This window comes from Mesorhizobium sp. Primo-A (genome assembly GCF_003997175.1).
GTDB lineage: Bacteria > Pseudomonadota > Alphaproteobacteria > Rhizobiales > Rhizobiaceae > Mesorhizobium > Mesorhizobium ciceri.
In genome coordinates, this window is sequence record NZ_RZTG01000014.1 from 13,760 (window position 1) to 38,024 (window position 24,265).

At 63.9% G+C, this 24,265-nt stretch carries 30 protein-coding genes; 8 read left to right on the plus strand and 22 right to left on the minus strand.

Going from position 1 to position 24,265, the window contains the following annotated elements; translation table 11 throughout:
• Positions 1-2: 2 nt before the first annotated feature.
• The 3 genes from EOC83_RS24510 to EOC83_RS24520 all read right to left on the minus strand — a co-directional run bounded on the left by EOC83_RS24510 (position 3) and on the right by EOC83_RS24520 (position 1,245).
• Positions 3-530, minus strand: a complete 528-nt coding sequence (locus EOC83_RS24510; protein WP_024504998.1) for a hypothetical protein — start codon at positions 528-530, stop codon at positions 3-5.
• Positions 531-670: 140 nt separating this feature from the next.
• The gene (locus EOC83_RS24515) at positions 671-1,027 is read right to left on the minus strand and encodes a YciI family protein (RefSeq protein ID WP_063169526.1); all 357 of its coding nucleotides are present in this window, start codon (positions 1,025-1,027) and stop codon (positions 671-673) included.
• Positions 1,024-1,245: a hypothetical protein gene (locus tag EOC83_RS24520; protein WP_063170404.1), complete on the minus strand. Its 222-nt coding sequence runs from the start codon at positions 1,243-1,245 to the stop codon at positions 1,024-1,026. Before EOC83_RS24520 ends, EOC83_RS24515 begins: the two co-directional genes overlap by 4 nt.
• A 220-nt stretch (positions 1,246-1,465) precedes the next feature.
• On the opposite strand from EOC83_RS24520, the gene EOC83_RS24525 reads away from it, so the two are divergent.
• A complete protein-coding gene (locus EOC83_RS24525; RefSeq protein WP_063169527.1) occupies positions 1,466-1,891 on the plus strand; it encodes an OsmC family protein in 426 nt (141 codons plus the stop codon).
• A 62-nt stretch (positions 1,892-1,953) separates the two neighbouring features.
• Here the strand turns inward: EOC83_RS24525 and EOC83_RS24530 are convergent, their stop codons facing one another.
• On the minus strand, positions 1,954-2,925 hold the full coding sequence (locus EOC83_RS24530; protein ID WP_013528882.1) for an AraC family transcriptional regulator: 972 nt from the start codon (positions 2,923-2,925) through the stop codon (positions 1,954-1,956).
• 324 nt (positions 2,926-3,249) lie between these two features.
• On the opposite strand from EOC83_RS24530, the gene EOC83_RS24540 reads away from it, so the two are divergent.
• Together EOC83_RS24540 and EOC83_RS24545 are read left to right on the plus strand one after the other, a co-directional pair.
• On the plus strand, positions 3,250-3,603 hold the full coding sequence (locus EOC83_RS24540) for a hypothetical protein (RefSeq protein ID WP_013528880.1): 354 nt from the start codon (positions 3,250-3,252) through the stop codon (positions 3,601-3,603).
• Entirely contained in the window at positions 3,597-4,136 is a 540-nt protein-coding gene (locus EOC83_RS24545) for a hypothetical protein (protein ID WP_027163304.1), read from the plus strand. The genes EOC83_RS24540 and EOC83_RS24545 overlap by 7 nt, the downstream gene beginning before the upstream one ends.
• 2 nt (positions 4,137-4,138) lie before the next feature.
• On the opposite strand, the gene EOC83_RS24550 is transcribed toward EOC83_RS24545, so the two are convergent.
• From EOC83_RS24550 to EOC83_RS24575, 6 genes are all read right to left on the minus strand, one after another.
• Complete coding sequence (locus EOC83_RS24550) at positions 4,139-4,774, minus strand: DUF480 domain-containing protein (protein ID WP_027163303.1); 636 nt, start codon at positions 4,772-4,774, stop codon at positions 4,139-4,141.
• A 32-nt stretch (positions 4,775-4,806) separates the two neighbouring features.
• Entirely contained in the window at positions 4,807-5,586 is a 780-nt protein-coding gene (locus EOC83_RS24555; RefSeq protein WP_013528877.1) for a succinate dehydrogenase iron-sulfur subunit, read from the minus strand.
• A 9-nt stretch (positions 5,587-5,595) separates the two neighbouring features.
• Positions 5,596-7,431, minus strand: coding sequence for a succinate dehydrogenase flavoprotein subunit (gene sdhA, locus EOC83_RS24560; protein ID WP_063169528.1), 1,836 nt, complete (start codon positions 7,429-7,431; stop codon positions 5,596-5,598).
• 1 nt (position 7,432) lies between these two features.
• Positions 7,433-7,828 (minus strand): succinate dehydrogenase, hydrophobic membrane anchor protein, encoded by a 396-nt coding sequence (gene sdhD / locus EOC83_RS24565; RefSeq protein ID WP_013528875.1) that lies wholly within the window; start codon positions 7,826-7,828, stop codon positions 7,433-7,435.
• A 2-nt stretch (positions 7,829-7,830) separates the two neighbouring features.
• A complete protein-coding gene (gene sdhC / locus EOC83_RS24570; RefSeq protein WP_063169529.1) occupies positions 7,831-8,250 on the minus strand; it encodes a succinate dehydrogenase, cytochrome b556 subunit in 420 nt (139 codons plus the stop codon).
• Between the two features lie 261 nt (positions 8,251-8,511).
• Positions 8,512-8,940 (minus strand): hypothetical protein, encoded by a 429-nt coding sequence (locus tag EOC83_RS24575; protein ID WP_063169530.1) that lies wholly within the window; start codon positions 8,938-8,940, stop codon positions 8,512-8,514.
• A 261-nt stretch (positions 8,941-9,201) separates the two neighbouring features.
• On the opposite strand from EOC83_RS24575, the gene EOC83_RS24580 reads away from it, so the two are divergent.
• Positions 9,202-9,564 carry a hypothetical protein gene (locus tag EOC83_RS24580; protein WP_024504989.1) on the plus strand — a complete coding sequence of 121 codons (363 nt, stop codon included), beginning with the start codon at positions 9,202-9,204 and terminating at the stop codon, positions 9,562-9,564.
• Here the strand turns inward: EOC83_RS24580 and EOC83_RS24585 are convergent.
• Positions 9,548-10,756 (minus strand): GGDEF domain-containing protein, encoded by a 1,209-nt coding sequence (locus EOC83_RS24585; protein WP_063169531.1) that lies wholly within the window; start codon positions 10,754-10,756, stop codon positions 9,548-9,550. The genes EOC83_RS24580 and EOC83_RS24585 overlap by 17 nt on opposite strands.
• Positions 10,757-10,829: 73 nt before the next feature.
• Positions 10,830-12,026, minus strand: a complete 1,197-nt coding sequence (locus EOC83_RS24590) for a GGDEF domain-containing protein (protein WP_063169532.1) — start codon at positions 12,024-12,026, stop codon at positions 10,830-10,832.
• Between the two features lie 159 nt (positions 12,027-12,185).
• Between EOC83_RS24590 and EOC83_RS24595 the strand changes: the two genes are divergently transcribed.
• Entirely contained in the window at positions 12,186-12,503 is a 318-nt protein-coding gene (locus EOC83_RS24595; protein WP_013528869.1) for a hypothetical protein, read from the plus strand.
• 38 nt (positions 12,504-12,541) lie between these two features.
• Here EOC83_RS24595 and leuC read toward each other — a convergent pair whose 3' ends face one another.
• From leuC to rplS, 7 genes are all read right to left on the minus strand, one after another.
• On the minus strand, positions 12,542-13,951 hold the full coding sequence (gene leuC, locus EOC83_RS24600) for a 3-isopropylmalate dehydratase large subunit (RefSeq protein WP_063169533.1): 1,410 nt from the start codon (positions 13,949-13,951) through the stop codon (positions 12,542-12,544).
• 327 nt (positions 13,952-14,278) lie between these two features.
• The gene (locus EOC83_RS24610) at positions 14,279-14,914 is read right to left on the minus strand and encodes a class I SAM-dependent methyltransferase (protein WP_063169534.1); all 636 of its coding nucleotides are present in this window, start codon (positions 14,912-14,914) and stop codon (positions 14,279-14,281) included.
• Between the two features lie 54 nt (positions 14,915-14,968).
• Positions 14,969-15,778: an amino acid ABC transporter permease gene (locus EOC83_RS24615; RefSeq protein ID WP_027163295.1), complete on the minus strand. Its 810-nt coding sequence runs from the start codon at positions 15,776-15,778 to the stop codon at positions 14,969-14,971.
• A gap of 201 nt (positions 15,779-15,979) precedes the next feature.
• Positions 15,980-16,777, minus strand: coding sequence for a transporter substrate-binding domain-containing protein (locus EOC83_RS24625; RefSeq protein ID WP_013528864.1), 798 nt, complete (start codon positions 16,775-16,777; stop codon positions 15,980-15,982).
• A 177-nt stretch (positions 16,778-16,954) separates the two neighbouring features.
• Complete coding sequence (locus EOC83_RS24630) at positions 16,955-17,464, minus strand: MarR family transcriptional regulator (protein ID WP_013528863.1); 510 nt, start codon at positions 17,462-17,464, stop codon at positions 16,955-16,957.
• Complete coding sequence (locus EOC83_RS24635; protein ID WP_013528862.1) at positions 17,461-17,874, minus strand: organic hydroperoxide resistance protein; 414 nt, start codon at positions 17,872-17,874, stop codon at positions 17,461-17,463. Before EOC83_RS24635 ends, EOC83_RS24630 begins: the two co-directional genes overlap by 4 nt.
• 156 nt (positions 17,875-18,030) lie before the next feature.
• The gene (gene rplS / locus EOC83_RS24640) at positions 18,031-18,582 is read right to left on the minus strand and encodes a 50S ribosomal protein L19 (RefSeq protein WP_013528861.1); all 552 of its coding nucleotides are present in this window, start codon (positions 18,580-18,582) and stop codon (positions 18,031-18,033) included.
• A 329-nt stretch (positions 18,583-18,911) separates the two neighbouring features.
• Here rplS and EOC83_RS24650 point away from each other — a divergent pair, with 329 nt between their 5' ends.
• Positions 18,912-19,664: a sulfite exporter TauE/SafE family protein gene (locus tag EOC83_RS24650; RefSeq protein ID WP_063169535.1), complete on the plus strand. Its 753-nt coding sequence runs from the start codon at positions 18,912-18,914 to the stop codon at positions 19,662-19,664.
• On the opposite strand, the gene trmD is transcribed toward EOC83_RS24650, so the two are convergent.
• Positions 19,646-20,347: a tRNA (guanosine(37)-N1)-methyltransferase TrmD gene (gene trmD, locus EOC83_RS24655; protein WP_013528859.1), complete on the minus strand. Its 702-nt coding sequence runs from the start codon at positions 20,345-20,347 to the stop codon at positions 19,646-19,648. The two genes, EOC83_RS24650 and trmD, sit on opposite strands and share 19 nt — an antisense overlap.
• A complete protein-coding gene (rimM, locus tag EOC83_RS24660) occupies positions 20,344-20,943 on the minus strand; it encodes a ribosome maturation factor RimM (RefSeq protein WP_013528858.1) in 600 nt (199 codons plus the stop codon). Before rimM ends, trmD begins: the two co-directional genes overlap by 4 nt.
• A 97-nt stretch (positions 20,944-21,040) precedes the next feature.
• Between rimM and EOC83_RS24665 the strand changes: the two genes are divergently transcribed.
• Complete coding sequence (locus EOC83_RS24665) at positions 21,041-21,979, plus strand: tyrosine recombinase XerC (protein ID WP_024504979.1); 939 nt, start codon at positions 21,041-21,043, stop codon at positions 21,977-21,979.
• Between the two features lie 230 nt (positions 21,980-22,209).
• Positions 22,210-23,280, plus strand: coding sequence for a TraB/GumN family protein (locus EOC83_RS24670; RefSeq protein WP_063169536.1), 1,071 nt, complete (start codon positions 22,210-22,212; stop codon positions 23,278-23,280).
• A 10-nt stretch (positions 23,281-23,290) separates the two neighbouring features.
• Here the strand turns inward: EOC83_RS24670 and EOC83_RS24675 are convergent, their stop codons facing one another.
• Positions 23,291-23,884: a DUF2867 domain-containing protein gene (locus tag EOC83_RS24675; RefSeq protein WP_082826601.1), complete on the minus strand. Its 594-nt coding sequence runs from the start codon at positions 23,882-23,884 to the stop codon at positions 23,291-23,293.
• Between the last annotated feature and the right edge of the window lie 381 nt (positions 23,885-24,265).

A 24,265-nucleotide genomic window follows, 5' to 3' on the forward strand; every position in this document is an offset into this window, starting at 1 on the left:
GCTCAGTTGACCTCGAAACCCAGCTTCTGCCGCAGCCGCAATATCCTCTGGTCGGATATTTCGAGGCGTTTTTCCCCGCCCTGGGCGGCGCGGTTGACCATCTGCAGCAGATCGTTCCGCTCGGCGACATCGAGGCGTTCGCGCAGGAACGGCGCCAGCTTGTCGATGACGACGGTGGTGTCGTCGACCTGCGCCGCCGCCCATTTGGCGTAGATCACCGCCTCGTCGGTCTTCTTCTTGTCGGCGATCTCGGAAATCACCGCGCGGATGACAGCCTCGCGCTGCGGCAGGATGGGCCCATCCTCGGAGACGATTGATGTGATCAGCGTAGCCGCCGCTACGACCGGATCATCGATCGCCGTCAGAGGCGACAGAGCCGCCTGCTTGCGCAGCTTCTTGCGACGGATGTTGCCCTGCACGCGCCCGACAACGTCCGCAACCTCGCGAGCCGCGTCGTTCATCGCCTTCATCCGGTACCACCAGAACGCCGCCGCGCCCATCACGCCAAGGATAGCAATCAGGAAAGGCATGTCGAAATCCCCAAGAACCCCGGCGACGATAGGAGAACTCTCGCCTTGCTTCAACACGCAAAAGTTGCGCACCAAATGAACCGGGACGATCGTTCAATCGAACGCCTTGGTTTCCGCGTGGCTGTAGCACATGGCGGGGGCTATGACCCCGGCACACTGTAGATCGCCCGCACCTCGATGGTGCCGATTTCGGCCAGCGGGATCTCGCCGGCGATCTCCAGCGCCTGGTCGAGATTGTCGGCCTCGATCATGACGAAGCCAAGCAACTGCTCCTTGGTTTCGGCGAACGGGCCGTCGGTGATCAGCCGCTTGCCCTGGCGTCGCCGCACCGTCTTCGACGTTTTCACCGATTGCAGCGCCTGCGCGACGATCAGCACCCCACGATGATCCAATGACCGGTCATGAGCCATCGAATCGGCATCGAGCTTGGCCAGACGCTCCGGCGTCATGGCATGGAGGTCGTTTTCCTCGCCATAGACCAGACAGACATATTTCATTTCCAGCTCCCTTGCTGTGACGAACCATAGGCGATCACGGTATCGGTTGAGTTCTTGCCGGCAGCGACATGGTCGAGAAGGCTGACCGCAATGCCGATGATTGCAACTGCCGCAAGCAGCCGGCCGAAGCCGGAGGGCGGCACATGCAGCGGGCCGCTTTTCCCTGGATCAGCCGTTCGGCAGGTGCTTGTCCAATGGGCAGAAAACAGATTGTTCATGCGAACCTCCATCCGCCACGAGAATCTGTGGCCGCCCGCAGGACGCTCGGGGCCGATGCAAGTCGACATTTTGCACGCACATTTTTTTCAAAAAAGATTCGGTGGGGCTCGCCGGTGCTGCATGCGCGCGCAAACAGCGCGGTGGCCTTCCCTCGCGCCCGCGCTATAGTTGGGAGGAACGCCGCCTGGCCGGCGCCACCGCTGTAATAAGGAGGAATTCATGGACCGCACCGCAAACGCCGTCTGGAAAGGCAATCTGAAAGAGGGCACGGGCACGCTCGACACCCAGAGCGGAACCCTGAAGGGCACGCCCTATTCGTTCAAAGCGCGCTTCGAGGACGAGAGCGGCAAATCCGGCACCAACCCTGAAGAGCTGATCGCGGCGGCGCACGCCGGCTGCTTTGCCATGCAGTTTTCGCATTTCCTGGCCGAGAACGGCACCCCCGCCACCGAACTCGACGCCAAGGCCGTGGTGACGCTGGTTCCCGGCACCGGGATCACCGGCAGCGCCCTCACAGTGGTCGGCAAGGTCCCGGGCATCGACGCGGCGAAGTTCAAGGAATTGGCCGAAAGGGCCAAGGCCGGCTGTCCGGTCTCGAAGGCGCTCGGCGCCATAAACGTATCGCTCGACGCCAAGCTCGGCTGAAGGCCCGAACGGCAAATTCATCCAGAAACCGCTGGCCCTTGGGCCGGCGTTTTCGTTTGCGGTCAGCCCTTCAACGCGGCCGCCCGCACATCCGATGGCGTCGCGCCGTAGCGCCGCCGGAACGCCCGGTTGAAATAGGAGAGGTCGTTGAAGCCTGCCTCGAAGGCGATCGCCGTGATGCTGCGTCCGGCATGACGAGGATTGCTGAGCATCCGATGCGCGCGCAACAGGCGCTGGCACAGCATGAAATCCGACAGCGACGTGCCTTCGCTCTCGAACAGTTTTCTGATGTAGCGGGCCGAAAGGCGGTGACGGCGGGCGATGTCTTCGGCCGACAGGTCGCCGCCATGGGCTGTTATTTCGGCCTTGATGGCACGCAGCCGCGCCACGCGCACGCCTCGGCCCCGGGCGATTTCTGCCGCGTCTCGGGTGGCACCCATGGCCAGAGCGACGAGATCGAAAATATGCGTCGTCGCCAGATGCCAGGCCTCCGGGGTCAGCACGTCGCCGGCATCCTGGATCGACCTGACATAGTCGAGCAGCAGCCGCATCGCCCCGCCGGAGGTTGGCAGCGGCTGCATCAGCGCCGGCGCCGGGTCGCCGATCAGCGGTGACAGTGCCTTGAGCGAGAAGCTCATATTGACGAAGCGAAGACCGCCTGGCTGGATGACATTGAGGCCGACCTCCTCGCCGCTCATCATCAGCGCCTGGCCGTTGCCGACCGGCTCCTCGCGGCCGCGATGCTTCATCACGCTTGCGCCATCGAGGGCGACCAGGAGGACGAGATCGTCGCTGTCGATCAGCGACGTCGAATGATGGACGCGGAATTCCGAACACGTGCCCGTGGCGATGCCGAGGCCAGGCAACGCGCGCACCTGCATATCGACATGCGTCGGGCCGAGTGGATCGAGATCGACCTTGAGCACCGTGCGGCCATAGACCTCGCGCATGACCTCGACGCGATCCCGCTCCGGAAGCGCGTCCGTCATCAGTCGGAACGAGGCGGTTGGCCCCATCGTCGCCGTCACCGGCATCCCCCATGCCTCAGGTCAATCAGAAGCGGCGTGATATGCGCCGCGCCTCCGAAAACGTCAATACAGGGCCGTTTGGGCCGTTTTTAGGGCCGCTGCGTCCAAGCTGCCCGCTTTTGCCGGACCTAGTTTGCAGCGCGTTTCCGATCAGGAAGCGCATCGCAAACAGCCACAAGGGGGTTCGATGTATCATTTGCAATTGTTCAGGACACTGTCGGGGCTCGCCTCGGCAGGCTTCAATCCACGCGTCTATCTGTTGTCCATCGCTCTCGGCGGAACCGTCGCCGACCATCGCGATCCGAAGCGGCCGTGTGGGGAGCGTCGGCCATGAGCGTCCGGCATACAGTCCTGGCGGCACCGGTCCTGTGCCTCGGCCTATCGGGCTGCGTCGGCATCAACCCGGTTTCTGCGGTCGTCGGCATGGCCGGCATGGCGGCGGCCAACTCCGCCGGCATGGCGCAATCGAGCGTCATCAGCCCGCAGGAGCAGGCGAAGTACGCCTCGATGTCCTGTGCGGATCTGCGGCAATTGATGGCAGGTTACGAAGAGGCGAAGAATCATGGGCCGTCGGTCAAGAAATACGGCGGCATGGCGCCGGCCGGCAAGACGGCGATCGTCAACAATGTCATCGGCACGCGGCTTGTCTATCTCCGGCAGCTTGTTGCGAGCAAAGGATGTTGAGGGCCTCGTCACACCACGCCTGCCGGGCGGCACTTGTCGGGCTTGCCGGCTGGCTGGCCTTCAGCGCCGGCGGCGCTTACGGCCAGGGCAAGGGACCGACGACACGCTCGCGCCTCGGTGCGATGCCGGGAGCGCTCGTCGGCAAGTGGGGTTTTGCAGTTGCCAGCGGCAATTATTGCGACACATTCAGCAACTGCGATCCAGGCAGCGGCGGCAGCGTCACCTTTACCTTCGGGGCTGACGGGCGCACCTATTACGCGCTGTTCCAATCGTCTCTGGTCGACGGCTGCGGTCAGGTCCGGTCGCTGACCCTGAAAACCGGCAAGGCCTCCGTGCGCGGTTCGACCCTGGTTTTCACGCCGACGGCAGGAACCTACAAATCCGTCAATGGTTGCCGGCCCGACCTTACGGGCCTCTGGAAATTCAAGCCCGGTGACCTGAAGCCGGTCTCCTTGCGTTGGCAACTGGACGGCAACCAGTTGCGGCTGATCGACCCCGACGGCGAAGCGAGCGGCGTTTACTCGAGGAGGTGAACCTAGCGCTCGCCGGTCAGCGCGTCGATGCGGGCGCGTAACATTGCAATCTCCTCCTCGAGGGCGCTGACGCGCTCCTCGAGGCCGGAGGCAGATGAAGCAGCCGACGCAGCCTGCATGGCGATGGGGGCGATCTGCGGAATCCCGCTCAGCAGATGGACGTAACGCTCCTCGCGCTGGCCCGGTCCGCGTGGGATTTCCTGGATGAGTGGCGGTCGGCGGCCGATCAGCATGTCGAGCTCGGCGCGCAAATCTTCGATCGACGAAAACCGTGCCATGCGCTCGGTGCGCGCCGACAATTCATGGGCCGTCTGCGGCCCGCGCAGCAACAGCAAGCCGATCAAGGCGGTCTGCGGTGTGGTCAGCGAGAAGCGCTGCGCCATCTGGTGCTCGTAGCGCTCGACACGCGAACCGAACATCTGCCGCACCAGCCCCTTTTGTTCGAGCAGCTTCAGCCCCCGGTGCACCTCGCTCTGCTCCAGCGCCATCACCGGCTCGCGCGCCGTCTTCTGGTTGGCGGCGGCCAGTGCCGCGTTGAGCGTCAGCGGATAGACATCCGGCGTCAGCTCCTTCTTCTCGATCAGGCAGCCGAGAATGCGAGCTTCCACAGGGGAAAGGATGGGAAGGTCATCGCTCATTGGATTACTCTCGCCGGCAACCAACCAACCGCCTAAACCCTTCTCTCCACCATCATCTTCTTGATCTCCGCGATCGCCTTGGCCGGGTTGAGGCCTTTGGGGCAGGTCTGCGCGCAGTTCATGATGGTGTGGCAGCGATAGAGCCGGAACGGGTCTTCGAGATTGTCGAGCCGCTCGCCGGTGGCCTCGTCGCGGCTATCGATCAGCCAGCGATAGGCCTGCAGAAGCGTTGCCGGGCCGAGATAGCGGTCGCCGTTCCACCAATAGCTCGGGCACGAGGTCGAGCAGCAGGCGCACAATATGCATTCATAGAGCCCGTCGAGCTTCTCGCGGTCCTCATGGCTCTGCAGCCACTCCTTGGCCGGCTCCGGCGACACCGTCTTCAGCCAAGGCTGGATCGACGCGTGCTGGGCGTAGAAATTGGTGAGGTCGGGCACCAGATCCTTGACCACCTGCATATGCGGCAGCGGGTAGACTTTTACCGCGCCCGAAATGTCGTCGCAGCCCTTGGTGCAGGCGAGCGTGTTGGAACCGTCGATGTTCATGGCGCAGGAGCCGCAAATGCCTTCGCGGCAGGAACGCCGCAAGGTCAGCGTCGGGTCGATCTTGTTCTTGATCCACAGCAGCGCGTCGAGCACCATCGGCCCGCAGTCGTCCATGTCGACGAAATAGGTATCGATGCGCGGGTTCTCGTCGTCGTCCGGCGACCAGCGATAGATGCGGTATTCCCGCAGATTGGTGGCGCCCTCCGGCTTCGGCCAGGTCTTGCCCGGCTTGATCTGCGAATTCTTGGGGAGCGTGAGTTCAACCATGTTCGATCCTCAATACACTCTGGCCTTGGGCGCGATCTTGGCGAGGCTGATGCCGCCGTCCTTTTCAGCCAGCTGCGGCTCGGTGTGCACCGGCCGGTAGGAGAGTGCCACCTCGCCGTCTTCGCTCAGCCTGGCCAGCGTATGCTTGCGCCAGACCGCGTCGTCGCGCGCCGAAAAGTCCTCGCGTGCGTGCGCGCCACGGCTCTCCTTGCGCGCCTCGGCGCTGTAGACCGTGGTGATGGCATTGGCCATCAGGTTTTCCAGCTCCAGCGTTTCGACCAGATCGGAGTTCCAGATCATCGAGCGGTCGGACACTTTGATGTCCTTCAACTCGCCCCAGATCTGCGAAATGCGCTTACAGCCATTTTCGAGCGACTCCTGCGTGCGGAATACGGCCGCGTCTTCCTGCATCGCCTTCTGCATCTTTTCACGCAGCACCGCCGTCGGTGTCGAGCCGTTGGCGTAACGCAGCCGGTCGAAGCGGTCCATGATCTTTTCGACCGAGGCTTCGTTGGGCGAAGGGATCGCCGACTTGCGGTCGATGACCTGGCCGGCGCGGATCGCCGCCGCGCGGCCGAACACCACAAGATCGATCAACGAATTCGAACCGAGCCTGTTGGCGCCGTGCACGGAGGCGCAGCCGGCTTCGCCGACAGCCATCAATCCGGGCGACACCTGGTCTGGATTGAGCGCCGTCGGATTGAGCACCTCGCCCCAGTAATTGGTCGGCACGCCGCCCATATTGTAGTGGACCGTGGGCAGCACCGGGATCGGCTCCTTGGTCAGGTCGACACCGGCAAAGATCTTGGCCGATTCCGAAATGCCCGGCAGCCGCTCATGCAGGACGGCGGGATCGAGATGGTCGAGATGCAGGAAGATGTGGTCCTTGTTCTTGCCGACGCCGCGGCCTTCGCGGATCTCCAGCGTCATGCAGCGCGAGACGACGTCGCGCGAGGCAAGGTCCTTGGCTGACGGCGCGTAGCGCTCCATGAAGCGCTCGCCCTCGGAATTGACGAGATAGCCGCCCTCGCCGCGCGCACCCTCGGTGATCAGGCAGCCGGCGCCATAGATGCCGGTCGGGTGGAATTGCACGAACTCCATGTCCTGCAGCGGAAAGCCGGCACGCGCGGCCATGCCGCCGCCGTCGCCGGTGCAGGTGTGCGCCGAGGTGGCCGAGAAATAGGCGCGGCCATAGCCGCCGGTCGCCAGCACCACCATCTTGGCCGAGAAGCGGTGGATGGTGCCGTCATCCAGGTTCCAGGCGACGACACCGGTGCAGGTGCCGTCCGGCTCCATGATCAGGTCGAGCGCGAAATACTCGATGAAGAACTGCGCATTGTTCTTCAGCGACTGGCCGTAAAGCGTATGCAGGATGGCATGCCCGGTGCGGTCGGCGGCGGCACAGGTGCGCTGCACGGGGGGACCTTCGCCATAGTTCATCATGTGGCCGCCGAACGGCCGCTGGTAGATCTTGCCCTCTTCGGTGCGCGAAAACGGCACGCCGTAATGTTCGAGCTCGTAGACCGCGGCCGGCGCCTCGCGCACCAGATATTCCATGGCGTCGACATCGCCCAGCCAGTCCGAGCCCTTGACGGTGTCGTACATGTGCCATTGCCAGGAATCGGGACCCATGTTGGACAGCGAGGCGGCAATGCCGCCTTGCGCCGCCACCGTGTGCGAGCGGGTCGGGAACACCTTGCTGATGCAGGCGGTGCGCAGCCCCTGTTCGGCCATGCCGAGCGTGGCGCGCAGGCCGGCGCCGCCGGCGCCAACGACCACCACGTCGAACTTGTGGTCGACAAGGGTATAGCCTGCCGTGTTGGCTTGTTTCGCGTCCTTGGCCAACTCAGCCTCCGAATGCCAGCTTGAGCAGGGCGAAGATCGAGGCGACGCCGACCGCTATGGTGAAAAATGTATTGAGCGCGATCAGCGCCAGCTTCATGCCTTCGCCATGCACGTAATCCTCAATGATCACCTGCATGCCGATCCGCATATGGGTGAGACCGGAGATGAGCACCAGGGCCATCACCAGCGCCACGAACGGGTTGGCAAGGGCTGCCCGCACATGCTCGTGGTCGGCGCCGTTGAGCGCGATCAGGAAACCGACGAAGAACAGGATCAGCGGGATGTTGGCGATCGCGGTCAGGCGCTGGCGCCAGAAATGCCCGGTGCCCTCGCGGGCGGAGCCGAGGCCGCGGACCCTCGCCAGCGGCGTGCGCATGTCGGTGTTTTTGCCGCTCATCATCAAGCTCCCCGCGCCATGGTGCCGGCGATCCAGATCAGCAGCGTGAGCAGGATCGAGCCGGCCAGCGTCGCCCAGGCGATCTTCGAGGCGGTATGCTTTTCCAGGCCCGCGCCCGTGTCCCAGATGAGGTGCCGTACGCCGCCCAGCATATGATGCATCAGCGCCCAGGTGTAGCCGAACAGGATGATCCGGCCGAGCCAGGTGCCGAAGGCCGAATTGGCCCAATCGAAGGTCGCCTGCGAGCTTGCCGCCGCCATCAGCCACAGGGCGACCAGCAGCGTGCCGAAATACAGCGCGCCGCCGGTGATGCGGTGAATGATCGACATCGTCATGGTGATCGGCGGCCGGTACACGGTGAGGTGCGGCGAAATCGGCCGTTCACGTCTGGCAAATTCGCGGGTGGCTGGTGATTTGCTCATGGCTCCCCCAGTTCGGCGTCTCTCTGGAGCCTCAGGTGGAAATGCGGCATTGCCGCTTCCGGTTGCGACTTCGGACAGCCGGTTTCTAATGCTCTTTTTGCACCGCGTCAAAGCCAGAAAACCGTTTCGAAAACGTAATTTAGTCTGACTAAAAGGCGGGCTTTGGCTTCAATCGATTAGGCTGGGAAGGCCTGAAGCCGGCTCGATATCGCTGCAGTGCAACATATCTGGCTCCAGGGCCCAGCGGTGGTGAGACTGGCGTCAGCGTTTGCAGGTCTGCGGCGTCGATCCCTTCTTCATCACCAGCGCCTCGCGCCCGTCGATCACGATTGCGTCATGCGTGGCCGCCTGGTAGCGGCTGCTCTGGTTGGCAGGCGACGCCGCAAACTCCTCGGTCGCGCCGTCGGACCCGACCACACGCAACGACGTGCCTAGATTTTGGATGAAAATCATACCGTTGTTGCCGCATCTATAGGTGGCCGTGCCTATGCCTGGTCGCGGCGCGGTAAGGTCGGTGATGATCTTGGGTGCAGCTGCCGGAGGCACCGCGGCTGCGACGGACTGCTGGGCCGGCGCAGGTGAGACGACGACGGTATTGGCTGCCTTCGGCGCGCTGTCTTGCGGCACACAGGCAGCGACGACACCGAGCAACGGGAAAACGGACACCCAAATCGGCCGGCGTAGCGCCATATGCTGTCCTCCCGCGCGGCAAGCGGCCACGATGCTTTGTCCAGATCACGATCGTCCCGACGCCAAGGCGGACGCCGCCGCGATGGTGCGGCCAAGCATGGCCGAATGATGGCCACCGGGTTTTCCATCCAGTCGGATATTAACGGATATTAACCATGTTTACCGAGACATCGCCGCCAAACGCGCCGGCCTCTTAACAAAGGTTAAGAAACCGTTAATTTCTGATTCGAGGAGGCTTTCCCTCAAGACACGGAGGACGCCATGCGTTCGAATTCGGGCAAATCGCGCCTTGCGGCGCTCGTCGTAGCAGCCTCGGTCGCCGGCCTTGCAGCGCCAGCGCTTGCCGGCGCACGGCATCAGGATCGCGTCTACGCCGATTCCTTCGGCAACCTCGTCGTCGACAGCGCCGCCGGCTACAAGCGCATCATCGTCGGCCAAGGCAGGCTGGCCAAGCAGCTCTCCGACTACACCAGCGCCGGCCAGCCCAAGGTGATCTACGAGAACGAAGCCGACGAAATCGGCGGTTATAGCGATTGCTACCGGCCGCCGGTGCTGGTGAAGGGCCGCTCCTATATGTACGGCCTCTCCGACGGCGAGATGCCCGAACTCAGCCCCTGCCGTTAGCTTCCGTTCCGGCTGACGACCAGTTGCCGGCAGGCCCGACGGAGACGCGCACGCAATCGCGCCCGGCATTCTTCGCCTGATAGAGCGCCTGGTCGGCCCGCCGCATCAGATCGGCAAAGTCTTCGCTCGCATGGAGTTCGGCGACGCCGAAGCTCGCGGTGCAGCGGTTGTCAGCCGGCAGTCCGTCTATGGGCAGCGCGCCGAAGGCGCTGCGCGTCCCCTCGGCGAACAGCCGCGCCGCGGCAAGGTTGGTTCCCGGCAGGATGATGGCGAACTCCTCGCCGCCAATGCGGCCGGCAACGTGATGCGCGGCGGCGGCTTCACGCAGGAAGCCTGCAAAAGTCTCGATCACCCGGTCGCCGGACGCATGGCCGAAGCTGTCGTTGACGCTCTTGAAATGATCGAGATCGGCTATGACCAGCGCGACCGGCACGCCTTGCCGCAGGGCGCCAAGCACCGCCAGTTCGGCATGGCGGGTGAAGCCGCCGCGATTGAGCAGGCGCGAAAGCGTGTCCGTCTCCGACTTCGACGTCACTTCGGCAAGCACGTCGCGAACCAGGATGGCCAGCATCAGCAGCGCCAGCGCCAGCGCAAAGACAGTGCCGAGCGATTGCGACACCAGCGCGTAGTTGCTTTGCAGATAGGCTTGCGGATTGGCGCCCCAGCCGCCGAGCGCATGGGCGATGAATGGCTTGGAGGCAAACTGCAGGCCGCTCGCCGCCAGCACGGCCATCAATATGCGATCGAGACGGGCAAGCTTTTGCCTCGATGACCAGACGATGGCCAGCCCGATGAACTGCATGACCGCATAGGGAAGCTGGTAAGCCATGATGCGGATCAGCGACTGGCGGGGCAGGTCCTGTACGAAATACACAGCTATGGTGGTGGCCAACAGGAAAAACAGCATCGCCTTCCAGGGCGGCGCCACGCCGTATTTGCGGGCAAGCCCGCCATTGAACGCAATGGTGGCGGCAAGGAAGACCGCGAAGGCGGCAACGACCGGGAGCCGCGCGTCGGCAAAAGCGGGAATGGAGAATTCGATGGCCGAATAGGCCATGCCCAGCAGATAGCCAAATGCCAGCCAGCGCGCCGGCGCCCGGCCGACATCGTGGAAGGCGACCGCCATGAAGCAGGCCGCCAGCAGGCCGGCAACCGACAGATTGATCAACAGGATGAAGTTGGCGCCGCTCATGTTCTCCCGCACCCGCGCCGACAGCTAATCATCGACGGGCGAAGAAGACGTTAACGTCCTGGCCGGCCAGGATTCAGCCGGTCTTGAGCGGCTCCGGCAGGAACGCCGTTTCCGGCCGCTCATAGGACAGGCGTACACTGTCGCGGCCGTTCTTCTTGGCCTTGTAGAGCGCATCGTCGGCACGGCGCATCAGCGGCTCCAGCGCCTCGTCACCGCTGCGGGCCGCCACGCCGAAGCTTGCCGTCACCTTCGTTCCCTGGGGAAGCCCGTCGACATGGCCGGCCGAATAGACCGTGCGCACCGCTTCGGCGAACAGCCGTGCCGCGGCAAGATCGCTGAGTGGCAGCAGCACGGCGAATTCCTCGCCGCCGATACGCCCGGCAACACCGCGCGCGCCGGCCGCCGACCGAAGCTTGGCGGCGAAATCGGCAATCACGCGATCGCCCGCCCCATGCCCATGCACATCGTTGAGCGCCTTGAAATGATCGAGGTCGGCCAGCACCAACGCGACCGGGAACCGCGCCGAGGCGCAGTGCCGCAAGAGCAGCATGCCGCGCTCCTCGAAGCCACGCCGGTTGAGCAGGCCCGACAGGGGGTCGGTAAAGGTCTCGGTCTTCAACGCCTTCAACACGTCGAGTGCCGCGGCGGAAAACAGGCACAGCGCGATAAGCAGCGACAGCAGCGCGTGCGACAGCAGCGCCGTCGTCCAGTAGGACGAGCCATAGAACCCGTCATAGCTCGTGAAGGGCCCGTGCGCGATGACGACGATAAGGGTGCGCACGAAGAAGTTGACGCCCGACAGCAGCGACAGCACGAACAGGATTTTCTCGGTCGGGCCGTTGTTGCGCACCGGGCGCAGTTCGGCGGCAACCAGAAGGCTGATACCGCCGAAAGCGAAGTTCATCGCCAGGATGCGCCAGGTGAGATCCGGCGCGATGAACAGGAACCAGCAGAACGACGCCAGTCCCCCGCAGGCCAGCGCGCCGATCCCCACATAGGGCACCTTGCGGCCATAGCGGTGGACGATGGCGCCGGCCAGGCAGCAGCCGGCGATGCTGAAGCAGATGTTCGACACCAGCTTGGTCAGCGGCATGCCGATCGGCAAGGTGAAATACTGAAGCAGGAAGCCCACCGCCGAGAGACTGTAGCTGAGCGCCAGCACGGCCAGATAGGGGCGGTGGCGCTGATAGGACCATAGCACGAGGAACGCCGCGCCGAGCGCCAGCGCGATCGTCGGGTTAAGCAGCGCTATGAGCAGACCCGTGTCCAAACGACTATGACTTCCCCTCGCTTACGTCGGGGAAGAGCTTAGAGGGCAAGCCCAAACAAGCGGTTAAGCCTCGCCGCAAGCAGGACCGCCATCTCAAAATAATGTCAGGGAACCGCCGTCTCCGGTCAGCGTTCCTTCGTTGACAATCTGGAGCGACCGATGGCCGACACAATCACACTGACCGACCACGATGCGATCCGCTCGTGGGCTGCCGGGCGCGCCGGCTTTCCCGCAATCGTCGACATCTCGCCCGAAGCGGGGACGCAGCCCATGTTGAGGCTGGTCTTCGGCCAGCACGCCTATCAGGATCAGGACCAGCCTGAACGGCCGCTCAATGCGGGGGGCTATGAACTCGTCGAATGGGACGAATGGTTCAAGCTCTTCGAAGAACAACAGCTTGCGCTTGTGGTCGCGGCCGAACAGCCCGGACGCCGCGAGGAGTTCCACGAACTCGTCCGCCGCGACGGGAAGCGTTGACCCGAGCCGGGTGCGGCTCGGGTCCGTTCAAGTCTGGACTACTTCCACTCGCGAATGTCGACGAAGTGGCCGGCGATCGCCGCCGCGGCCGCCATCGCCGGCGACACCAGATGGGTGCGGCCCTTGAAGCCTTGCCGGCCCTCGAAATTGCGGTTCGAAGTCGAGGCGCAGCGTTCATGCGGCTTCAGCCGGTCGTCGTTCATGGCCAGGCACATCGAGCAGCCCGGCTCGCGCCAATCGAAACCGGCGGCGACAAAGATCTTGTCGAGGCCTTCGGCTTCCGCCTGTTCCTTGACCAGGCCGGAGCCCGGCACGATCATCGCATCGACATGCGGGCTGACCGTCTTGCCTTCGACCACCTTGGCGACGGCGCGCAGATCCTCGATGCGGCCATTGGTGCAGGAACCGATGAAGACGCGGTCGAGCGTGATGTCGGTGATCCTGGTGCCCGGCGTCAGACCCATATAGTCGAGCGCGCGCTGCTTGGAGGTGCGCTTGTTCTCATCGGTGATGTCGTCCGGGTTCGGCACGATGCCTTGCACCGACACGACGTCCTCGGGCGAAGAGCCCCAGGAGACGATCGGCGGCAGCTTGGCCGCGTCGAGCACGATCACCTTGTCGAAATGCGCGCCCTCGTCGGACTGTAGCGTCTTCCAGTATTCGAGTGCCGCATCCCAGGCCGCGCCCTTCGGCGCGCGGGGCTTGTCCTTGACATAGGCGAAGGTCGTCTCGTCCGCGGCGATCAGGCCGGCGCGCGCGCCGCCTTCGATCGACATGTTGCAGATCGTCATGCGGCCCTCCATCGACAGCGCACGGATCGCCTCGCCGGCATATTCGATGACATAGCCGGTGCCACCGGCAGTGCCGATCTCGCCGATGATGGCCAGGATGATGTCCTTGGCGGTGACACCTTCCGGCAATTGGCCGTCGACACGCACCAGCATGTTCTTGGCCTTGCGCTGGATCAGCGTCTGCGTCGCCAGAACATGCTCGACCTCGGATGTGCCGATGCCATGCGCCAGCGCGCCGAAAGCGCCGTGCGTCGAGGTGTGGCTGTCGCCGCAGACGATGGTCATGCCGGGCAGTGTAAAGCCCTGCTCCGGACCGATGATGTGGACGATGCCCTGGCGGATATCGTTCTCGGAATAATATTCGACGCCGAAATCCCTGGCGTTCTTGGCCAGCGCCTCGACCTGGATGCGGCTTTCCTCGTTCTTGATGCCGAACTTGCGCTCGGGCGAAGTCGAGACATTGTGATCGACCACGGCCAGCGTCTTTTCCGGATGCCGGACTTTACGGCCGGTCATGCGCAGGCCTTCGAAGGCCTGCGGACTGGTCACTTCATGGACCAGGTGGCGGTCGATGTAGAGCAGGCAGGTGCCGTCTTCCTGGCGATCGACGACATGGTCGTCGAAAATCTTGTCGTAGAGGGTGCGCGGTGCGCTCATGTGCGTAAATCCGTCGATATGAGAATGGGAAAGAGCAGGTGCCGGACCTCCGGCCCGGCGAAACGACCCCGATGGGTCGGCCTAGGGTAGTCGGCTGGTCAGCGCCCCGGACACGCGCGCGGAGAAGCGCGACGGCAGGCGTTTTCTGTCCTGCAGCACGAACCCCTTGTAGGCCGGATCGCCAAAAAGCTCTTCCATGGCGTGGCTCATATCAATGTTTTGGGTTTTCGGCAATTGGAAGCTGCCTTCGCAGAACTCGGGTTCCTCGTCCTCACTTCCACACCTTCAGGGGGAGAGGAAGGAAGCCAAGATCGGAGAACGCGCCGCTCAGATCACTTCAAACACAAAAGTCTTCACCAGCGCATCCGGCTCGGCGATCGCATAGCAGCGGAACCACGGGCTTTCCTCGACCGGCCGCCATTTCCCAGTCTGCTCCAACTCATCGAACACCGCCTGGAAGCCGCCGCTCTCGAACACCCGGTCGCGCACGGTGAAGATCGCATGGCCGCCCTTGCGGGTGATGCGCACCAGTTCGTGCAGGCCTGTCGCCGGCGCATGGCTGATGGTGAACACGCCTGTCGAGAAGAAGGCGCGGAAATACCCGTCCGGCCACGGCAGCGGACCGCCCAGCATTGCCTGCTTCAGTTCGCTGTAGGCATTGCGGCTGCCGGCGATCTTCAGCATATCGTCCGAGAGGTCGAGCCCCGCAATGTCGCGGTAGCCGAGCGCATTCAGCGACGGTCCCGACAGGCCGGTGCCGCAGCCGGCATCGAGCAACGGGCCATCGCCCGCCGGCACATGGCGCGCCACCCAGGCGGTGATCAGGAAAGGCAGGAGGTAGCCGAGCGAGGCGGTCTCGCTGTCATAGGTCCCGGCCCATGCGGCATAGGCCTCTTCAAGCGCTTCCGGCGTGTCGGCCGTATAGACGGAATCCAGCGCCGCATTGGCTTTGTCGACGATCATGGGACCTCCTCAACGGGAATGCTCGGGGATCGTAGCGCTGCCTTGGCCGAAAAACTATTCCTCGTGCTGGCGGCGCAGCCGCCGTTCCAGCGCCCTGAGCGCCAGCGACAGGCCGACGGTCAGGATGAGGTAGATGTAGGCTGTTATCGAATAGGTCTCGAAGAAGCGAAAGGAGCCGGCGGCGTAGACCTTGCCCATCTGCGTGATGTCGGCAACGCCGAGCACCGAGACCAGCGAGGAATCCTTGACCAGTGCGACGAAATCATTGCCGAGGGGCGGCAGGATGGTGCGGATCGCCTGTGGAAACACGATGAGCCGGAAACGCTGCGCGCGGGTCAGCCCGAGCGCCTTCGCCGCTTCGATCTGGCCCTTCTCCACCGCCTGGATGCCGGCCCGGAAAACCTCCGAGATGAAAGCCGAATAGCCGATGGTCAGCGCCATGATGGCGCGCCACAACAGCGACACGTCGCGCACCAAAAGCTCGCCGAACAGGCCGGCGCTTTGCAGCGGCGCGGTCAGCGCGTTCCAGGCCGCGACGAAGGCCGGCGCGCCGGCAAAGGCGATCCAGAACAACAGCACCAGGATCGGCACGCCGCGGATGATCTCGACATAGAAGCGCGCGATCTGGCGCAGCCAGCGCGAACCCGACATTCCCATCAGCGCGATGCCGAGCCCAATGGCCGACGCCAGCACGAAGGCAATCACGGTGACGAAGATGGTGACGCCGATGCCCTTGGCGACCGTGGCGAACACCTGGGCATAGAGATTGCTGGTGGCGACGAAGACGGCCACCGCGATCGCGATGGTCACGGCCACGACGAGCCACCAGGGGAAGTCGGCTTTGGAGGAAGAGGCGGGAGGCATCAAAAGGATTGCGCCAAGGCAGCCCCCTCTGGCCTGCCGGCCATCTCCCCCTCAAGGGGGGAGATTGGCAGCTTCGTCGACGGCACTCTTTTTACAACTTTGGTGATTGGTGAAAGCGGAAAAAACAGCCAATCTCCCCCCTTGAGGGGGAGATGCCCGGCAAGGCAGAGGGGGGCGTTCAAGCGCGAAGTCAGTGCGAAATCACTGCCCCATCTTGTAATCAAGAAACCACTTCTTGTTCAGCGCATCGAACGTCCCGTCCGCCTTCAACGCCGCAATCGCCGCATTGACCGGCTTCACCAGGTCGGAACCCTTCGGGAAGATGAAGCCGAAATCCTCGGTGCCGAGCGGTCCGCCGATCAGCTTCAGCTTGCCCTCGGAGGCGTCGACATAGCCCTTCCCCGCGGTGCCGTCGGTCAAGACGACGTCAACGTCGCCGGATTTCAGTGCCTGCACCGTGGCGCCGAAGGTCTCGAACAGCTTGATGCGCGGGTTCTGCTCATTGCCGTCGAGCACGCTGTAGACGGCGGTGTAGAAGGGCGTGGTACCGGCCTGCGCGCCGATCAGCCCATCCTTGAAGGCGCCGAAGGTCTTGGCGTCGGTGAAACGGCTTTCATCGCCGCGCACCAGCATGAACTGTTCCGAGCGCATATAGGGGTCGGAGAAATCGACCTTCTCCTTGCGGTCGTCCTTGATGGTGATGCCGGTCATGCCGATGTTGTACTGGTTGTCGGAAACCGCCTGGATCATCGCGTCCCAGGATGTGTTCTGGTACTCGACGGCGAAATTCAGCCGCTTGGCGATCTCGTTCATCGCATCATATTCCCAGCCGATCTGCTTGCCGGTCTTGGCATCGATGAACTGCAGCGGCGGATAGGCGTTTTCGGTCACAACCACCACCTTTTTGCCGCCGAGGTCGGGCAGCGCCTGCGCAAAGGCGGCAACGGGTACCAGGACGAGGGCAAGCAGGCCTGCCAGCAGCAGTTTCGATTTGGTCATGACACACTCCCCGGAAATTGAAGGACCCGGGCACGGCCGGGCTTGTAGGAAAATCCGGCGCCGACTTTAGCTTTCCGCAAGCGTCATGCAAGACGGTCCGCTGCGTCAGCGCGCGCGAAAAGGGATTCCGATGCCTTCATTTCCGGGATTCAGGAATGAACGGTGTCGCGGCAGCGATCAGCTCCGCTTCACGATGCCGGCATCCGCCTTGCGCAAGCCGGAGACGAACCGTGTCAGCGTGCGGTGCAGGGATTTCAACTCGTCGGCATCCAGCGGCAGGTTGCAAAGCATCGCCGCCGGCACGCTTTTGGCCTGCTCACGCAACGCTTGTCCCTTCGCTGTCGGCTCGACCAGAACCCGGCGCTCGTCGGCGGGGTCGCGCCGGCGTGTGACCAGGCCACCGGCCTCCAGCCGCTTGAGCAGCGGCGTCAGCGTCGCCGAATCCAGCCCGAGCGCTTCGCCAAGCTCGCCGACCGTGCTTGGAGCCCGTTCCCAGAGCGCCAACATGGCCAGATATTGCGGATAGGTCAGGCCGAGCGGATCGAGCAGCGGGCGGTAGAGCTTCGTCATCAGCCCGCTTGCCGAATAGAGCGCGAAGCAGAGCTGTTGGTCGAGCCGCGGAACGTGAAACGTCCCGGTGGCCTCCGCCGGGACGTCCCTGGTGCTCTTTGTCGTCTTTTCCGTCATGCCGCCTTTACCGAAAGCGCTACGTCGACATTGCCCCTGATGGCGTTGGAATAGGGGCAGATCTTGTGCGCCTCCGATACAAGCGCTTCCGCCGCCGCCTGATCAAGGCCTTTCGTTTCCGCCGCGAGCGCGACACCGAGCTTAAAGCCTTCGCCATCGGGAAGCAGGCTGACGGTGGAGGTTACCCCGGCATCCGTCAGCGACAGCTTCTGTTTGCGCGCGACAAAGCGGATGGCGCTTTCGAAGCAGGCGGCATAGCCGATAGCGAACAGTTGCTCGGGATTGGTGGCGCCCCCCGGCCCGCCGAGTTCTTTGGGCATTGCCAGATCGACCTTGAGCAGACCGTCGCTGGTCTCGCCATGGCCGGCGCGGCCGCCGGTGACGTGAGCCTGTGTGGTGTAGAGTGCCATATCAAATCTCCAATTACTTTGTGCGCGATTATTTAGTTCACAAAGTAATGCGCCGTCAACAGCCGGATCCTGTGTCTGGCGCTGAAAGCGTTCACAGTCTGGTGAAACGAAAAAAGGCGGCCGAAGCCGCCTTTTTGAATGGGATTTCCGAAAACCTTATTCGGCAGGGGTCGCTTCTGCGGCGGCCTTGGCTGCTGCTTCGGCCTCGGCGGCGGCCTTCTTCTCGGCGGCGTCCTGGGCGGCCTTCTCGACGGCCAGGGCCTCGGCTGCTGCCACCTTCTCGGCTTCGATACGGGCCTTCTCGGCGTTCAGCGCATCGCGCTCCTCATCGTTCAGCTTGCGGGCGCGCACGCCGGTGTTTTCAGAAATACGGGCCGATTTGCCGCGACGATCGCGCAGGTAGTAGAGCTTGGCGCGACGCACCTTGCCGCGGCGAACGATCTCGACGCCTTCAACCATCGGCGAGTAGACCGGGAACACGCGCTCGACACCTTCGCCGTAGGAAATCTTGCGAACCGTGAAGTTCTCCTGGAAGCCGGCGCCGGCGCGGGCGATGACGACGCCCTCATAGGCCTGGACGCGGGTGCGGGTGCCTTCGGTCACGCGGACCTGGACGCGCACGGTGTCGCCGGGCTGGAATTCGGGAAGCTTGCGCTTGGCTTCGATCTTGGCGGCCTGTTCGGCCTCGAGCTGACGGAGAATATCCATCTCAAAAGTCCACTTCTTGTTCTTCCGACAGTCAGAGCGTCCGACACTCGCCTTGCAGTTCCATTGACCGCTTGGCTATGCCTTTTGTCTCCAAGACATTTGTCTTTGAAACATCAGGCAGGGGCGACTACACCGTCATTGTTGACGGGTCCGGCAGATTCTTTCTGGCCGGTACGGGCGGGCACATACAGCTATTTCGCCGCTTTGTCACGCCTTGGGCGCGCATTTTCTGCTCGCATGGCACCATCGTAATCCTGCCGTGCCGGGTTGCGCCGGTCGTTCAGGCTTTCTAAAGCCTGAAATAACACAGTTTTGAGCGGCCGCAATTCATGTCTGTCTTCGATGCCATCGTGCTGTTTCTAGCGGGCTTTCTGTCAGGCGCCGCCAATGCGGTCGCCGGTGGCGGCACCTTCATCACCTTCGGCGCCATGACGTTGGTCGGCCTGCCGCCGATCGTTGCCAACGCCACCTCCTCGGTGACGCAATTTCCAGGCTACATCACCTCGACCCTCGCCTACTCGGCCGATATCAGGCACTTCTGGCGCGGCGCGCTGCTGCTGTGCCTGATCTCGGCCGTGGGCGCACTGGCCGGCGCTCTGATCCTTTTGGCGCTCGACAATCCCTCGTTTCGCGCTCTGGTGCCGTGGCTGCTGCTAGCCGCGACGGCCCTGTTCGCCGCCGGCCCCTGGCTGAAACCAGTGCCAAAGCCCGGCCATGAAGCGGCGGTGGGCTCGCTGGCCGGCTCGCTCGCGCAGTTTCTCACCGCCATCTATGGGGGCTTCTTCGGCGCCGGCATGGGCGTGATGATGCTGGCGACGCTCGGCCTCACCCAGGCCGGCGACTATCACCGGCTGAACGCGTTGAAGAACATGCTGGCCATGGTCATCGCCGCTGTCGCGATCGTCGTCTTCGTCTCGGGCGGCGTCGTCGCCTGGCCGCAGGCGATCATCATGATCCCGGGCGGCGCGCTCGGCGGCTATGCCGGCGTCTGGATCGCCAAGCGGGTGCCGCAAAACGCCGTGCGCGGCTTCGTCGTCGCCGTCGGCCTGTTTTTGGCCTTCTATTATTTTGCCAAGGGCTGAGCAGCGGCAAGCAGGTCCGGACGCCTCTCGGCTGTCAGTCTTTCTGACTCCGCCCGCCGCCAGGCGGCGATCTTCTTGTGATTGCCGGAAATCAGGACCTCGGGAATGTCACGGCCTTCGAACTCCTGCGGCCGCGTATAGTGCGGATGTTCGAGCAGGCCGTTTTCAAAACTCTCTTCCTCGCCCGACATCGCGTTGCCCATGACCCCGGGCAGCAGCCGCACCACCGCGTCGAGCAGCACAAGGGCGGCCGGCTCACCACCCGAGAGAATGAAATCGCCGATCGAGACTTCCTCCAATCCCCGCGCGTCGATCACCCGCTGGTCGACGCCTTCGAAGCGGCCGCACAGGATGACGGCGCCCGGCCCAGCGGCCAGCTCGCGCACACGCGCCTGGGTCAGCGGCTTGCCGCGCGGGCTCATCAGCAGCCGGGGCCGCGCATCGCCTTCCGGCGAAGCATGGTCGATGGCTTTCGCCAGCACGTCGGCGCGCATCACCATGCCGGCGCCGCCGCCGGCGGGCGTGTCGTCGACGGTGCGATGGCGGTCGGTGGCGAAGTCGCGGATCTGGATCGTCTCCAGCGACCACGTCCCGGCCTCGAGCGCCCGGCCGGCCAACGACAGGCCGAGCGCGCCGGGAAACATCTCGGGGTAAAGCGTCAGCACCGAAGCGGAAAAACTCACCGGTTGCCCCCGGCATCGCTCGGTCCGCGCGGCCTGCCCTTCGGATCGAAGTCTTCCTCACGCGGACCACCGCCATCCTCGTCATCGACCAGCCCGGCTGCCGCCGGATCGACACGAACAAAACCCTCGGCGATCGACACTTGCGGTACGGCAGCCTGTGTGAACGGGATCAGCACGCCCTTGCGCCCGCCCAGCGTCACGTCGAGAATGTCGCCGCCGCCGAAATTGTGCACCGCGACCACCTTGCCAAGCACGGCACCCGTGTCGTCGCGGACTTCGAGGCCGACGAGGTCGGCATGGTAGAATTCGTCTTCCTCGCCATCGTCCGGCAGCATCGAACGGTCGACGAACAGCTCCGTGCCGGCCAGCGCCTCGGCCGCATTGCGGTCGGCAATGCCCTTGAAACGGACCACGACGACGGTGTTGGCGGGCCTGATGTCGACGATCTGGAAGGCGCGCCCGTCCCTGGCGTAGAGCGGCCCGTAGTCGGCCAGCGCCAGCGGCTCGCCGGTGAAGGTCTTCACCCGCAATTCGCCCTTGATGCCATGGGCGGCGCCGATCACGGCCATCTGGACAGGATTCTGGAGCTTGCTCATGGCGAAATATCCTTTGGCCTGCTCTAGCCCCACGCGGCTGTCATTTCAATGACGGGCTATTCACCGCTTCCTAACCCGAATATCCGAAAATGCCGCCATGCAGGAATTCCTCATCCCGGCCAAACCCGATCTCCAGGCGGCGCGCGAAAGCTGGCTGAAGATGCTGGCGCGAGAACGTCGGCTGTCGCCCGAGACGGTGGAAGCCTATGAGCGCGACACGCGTCAGTTCCTGCATTTCCTCACCGGCCATTGCGGCGGCTCGCCCGGCATTTCGGACATCGCCGATCTGCGCCCGGCGGATTTGCGCGGCTTCCTTGCCGCCCGCCGCAATGCCGGCGCCGGCGCCCGCACGCTGGGCCGGGGTCTCGCCGGCATTCGTTCGCTGCTGCGTTTCCTCGAGCGGCGCGGCCTCGCCAATGCGGCCGGTGCGGCGGCACTGCGCGCGCCGCGCCAGCCCAAATCGCTGCCCAAGCCGCTGACGGCGAGCGATGCCAAGCATATCGTTTCCATCGAAGGCCAACTGGCGGAGGAACCCTGGATCGCAGCCCGCAACGCCGCCGTGCTGACGCTGCTCTACGGCTCTGGCCTGCGCATTTCCGAGGCGCTCGGCCTGACCGGCGCCGATCTGGCGTCGGCGGCCGACACGGTGCTGCGCGTTGCCGGCAAGGGCGGCAAGACGCGCCTGGTGCCGGTGCTGCCGGTGGCGCTCAGGGCAATCGCCGAATATCGCCGGCTCTGCCCCTACCATCTCGACCCCAAGGGCCTGTTGTTTCGCGGCGCCCGCGGCGGCCCGCTCAACCCGGCCATCGTCCAGCGCGACATGGCCAAGCTGCGCTCGGCGCTCAACCTGCCCGATACCGCGACGCCGCATGCACTGCGCCATTCCTTCGCCACGCATCTGCTCGGCCGCGGCGGTGATTTGCGCACCATCCAGGAACTGCTCGGCCACGCCAGCCTGTCGACGACGCAAATCTACACCGGCGTCGACACCGCGAGGCTGCTCGAGATTTATGAGCAGGCGCATCCCAGGGCGTGAACGCCAGTAACGTTCACCATTTGGCCGAAAGCCTCCCCAACGTCGTCATCCCTGGGCGAAGCAGGAGCGAAGCTCCGTCGCGGAGACCCTGGGATGACGAAGAAATGGGCGTTTCCGCTAATCGTTGAAGCATGAGCCCCATCGACGTCAGTTGAGCGCGATAGCCAGTCCAAGACAATTTCTCAGCACAGGTTAACCGTTTTGCCGCTTTTCAGTCCTAGAAGAGGCTCATGAAACGCGTCATAGCCATCGCCGACCGTGCTGCTTCCGTGTCGCTGAAGCTGCTCGTCGCGCTCAATGTTCTGTTCTTCCTGTCGTTCCTCGCCGTGCTGCTGTTCGCGGCCGGCAAGGCGCATGCCGAAGTCCCGACCTGCACCGGTGCCGACATGCTGTCGGCCCTGCAGAAGAACGATCCGGCGAGCTACCGCAAGATCGAAGCGGAAGCCGCCGCGACGCCGAACGGCAAGGGCCTGTTATGGAAGCTGGAAAAGCCCGGCGAGAAGCCGTCCTTCCTGTTCGGCACCATGCATATGACCGACCCGCGCGTCACCACGCTGCCTCCCGAAGCGCAGAAAGCCTATGACGCCGCCGGCACCATCATCATCGAAACCACGGACGTGCTCGACAAGCAGAAGATGATGGTCGCGATGCTCAAAGAGCCGGACCTGATGATGTTCACTGATTCGACGACGCTGGCGTCGCTGCTGTCGCCCGACGATGCGGCGGCCATGAACGCCGCGCTCGACGCACGCGGCATTCCTCCGGCAACGGTTGCCAAGATGAAGCCGTGGATGCTCTCGGCCATGATGGCACTGCCGGCCTGCGAGCTGGCCCGCCAGTCAGGCGGCGCCCCGGTGCTCGATGTCAGACTGGCGCAAGGTGCGAAGGCTTCCGGCAAGCCGGTGGAAGGATTGGAGACGGCTGAAAGCCAGCTGCGCGCCATGGCCTCGCTGCCGCTGGCGTTTCACATGAAGGGCCTCGTCGACACGCTGAAGCTCGGCGATAAGATCAACGACATCAACGAAACCATGATCGTGCTCTACCAGCGCGGCGACACCGGAATGTTCTGGCCGCTGTTTCGCGTGGCCATGCCGGAGGGCACGGACGACCCCGCGGGCTATGCGGCGTTCGAGGAAACCATGATCACCAGCCGCAACAAGGTGATGGTCGAGCATGCCGAACCGATCCTTGCCAGGGGCAACGTCTTCATGGCGGTCGGCGCCCTCCACCTTCCCGGCCCCGAAGGCCTGGTCGAGGATTTCCGCAAGGCCGGTTACACCGTCACGCCTGTCGGACTTTAGTGACTTCAGCTTACTTCGCCAGGATCTGGGCCAGCATCGCCGGGACGACCATCCGGTGAAACGGCATGATGATCGCGAGATAGGCGCGCCCGAGCCAATTGTGCGTCTTGACGATCGTCGTCGCGGCCACCTCTTGCCGGCCGCTGCCAAGATCCCTGACTTCGACCAGAACACGGAAATCGAGATGTCGGTCGTCGAGGCCAAGCACAACCTTGCCGGGAAACTGGCTGATGAGCGGAAATATCCCGATCCGGCCCGACGGCAACACCGCAGTTTCCAAGCCCGTCTTCAGCCGGAACGGCCTGACGGCAAGATTGCGCAGCGCCATGAGCCTGCCGACCCAGGGCGGCGTTCGCCCCAGAGCGCGTTCGGCCGCGCCGAATGCGGTTAAGGAAAGGCCTTCAGTGACCAGCACATAGCGGTCTGCGAACTGGGCTCTGGCGAGAGCATCGCAGTGATTCGGGACAAGCTGAGCTGACGGATTCGTCACGGCAAAACCCTCTGATTCGACCTTAACAGACGCAAACTTGGCGCGCTGCGTGGCGAAACGACGCCACTCCGGCTGCGGAAGGGCAGGATTGTCCTTGTTTTTGGCGTTTTCCAACCCTAGCGTGAAACCAGTTCAATGATTGCGCGTTGTATGGTGTTGATTGATATTTTTCATCCACGGAGGACACTTTTATGGCGAACACACCGAATCCAAACGACCCGTTCAATTCGTCCACCAACGCACCAAGGCCAAGTGGCGGCGGCGGTGGTAGCGGTTGGCTGATTGCACTGGTCGTCGTTATTCTGGCGGTTGTCGCGTATTATGTTTTCGGAAGAAGTGGTGAGCACCCGGCACCCGCCGAGCCGCCGGCGGCCAGCACACCGGCCCCAGCGCCTGCACCGGCGGAACCGATGAAGCCGGCTGAACCTGCGCCCGCGCCTGCTCCGGCACCTGCAGAACCGGCGCCTGCCCCGGCACCCGCGCCCGCACCGGCTC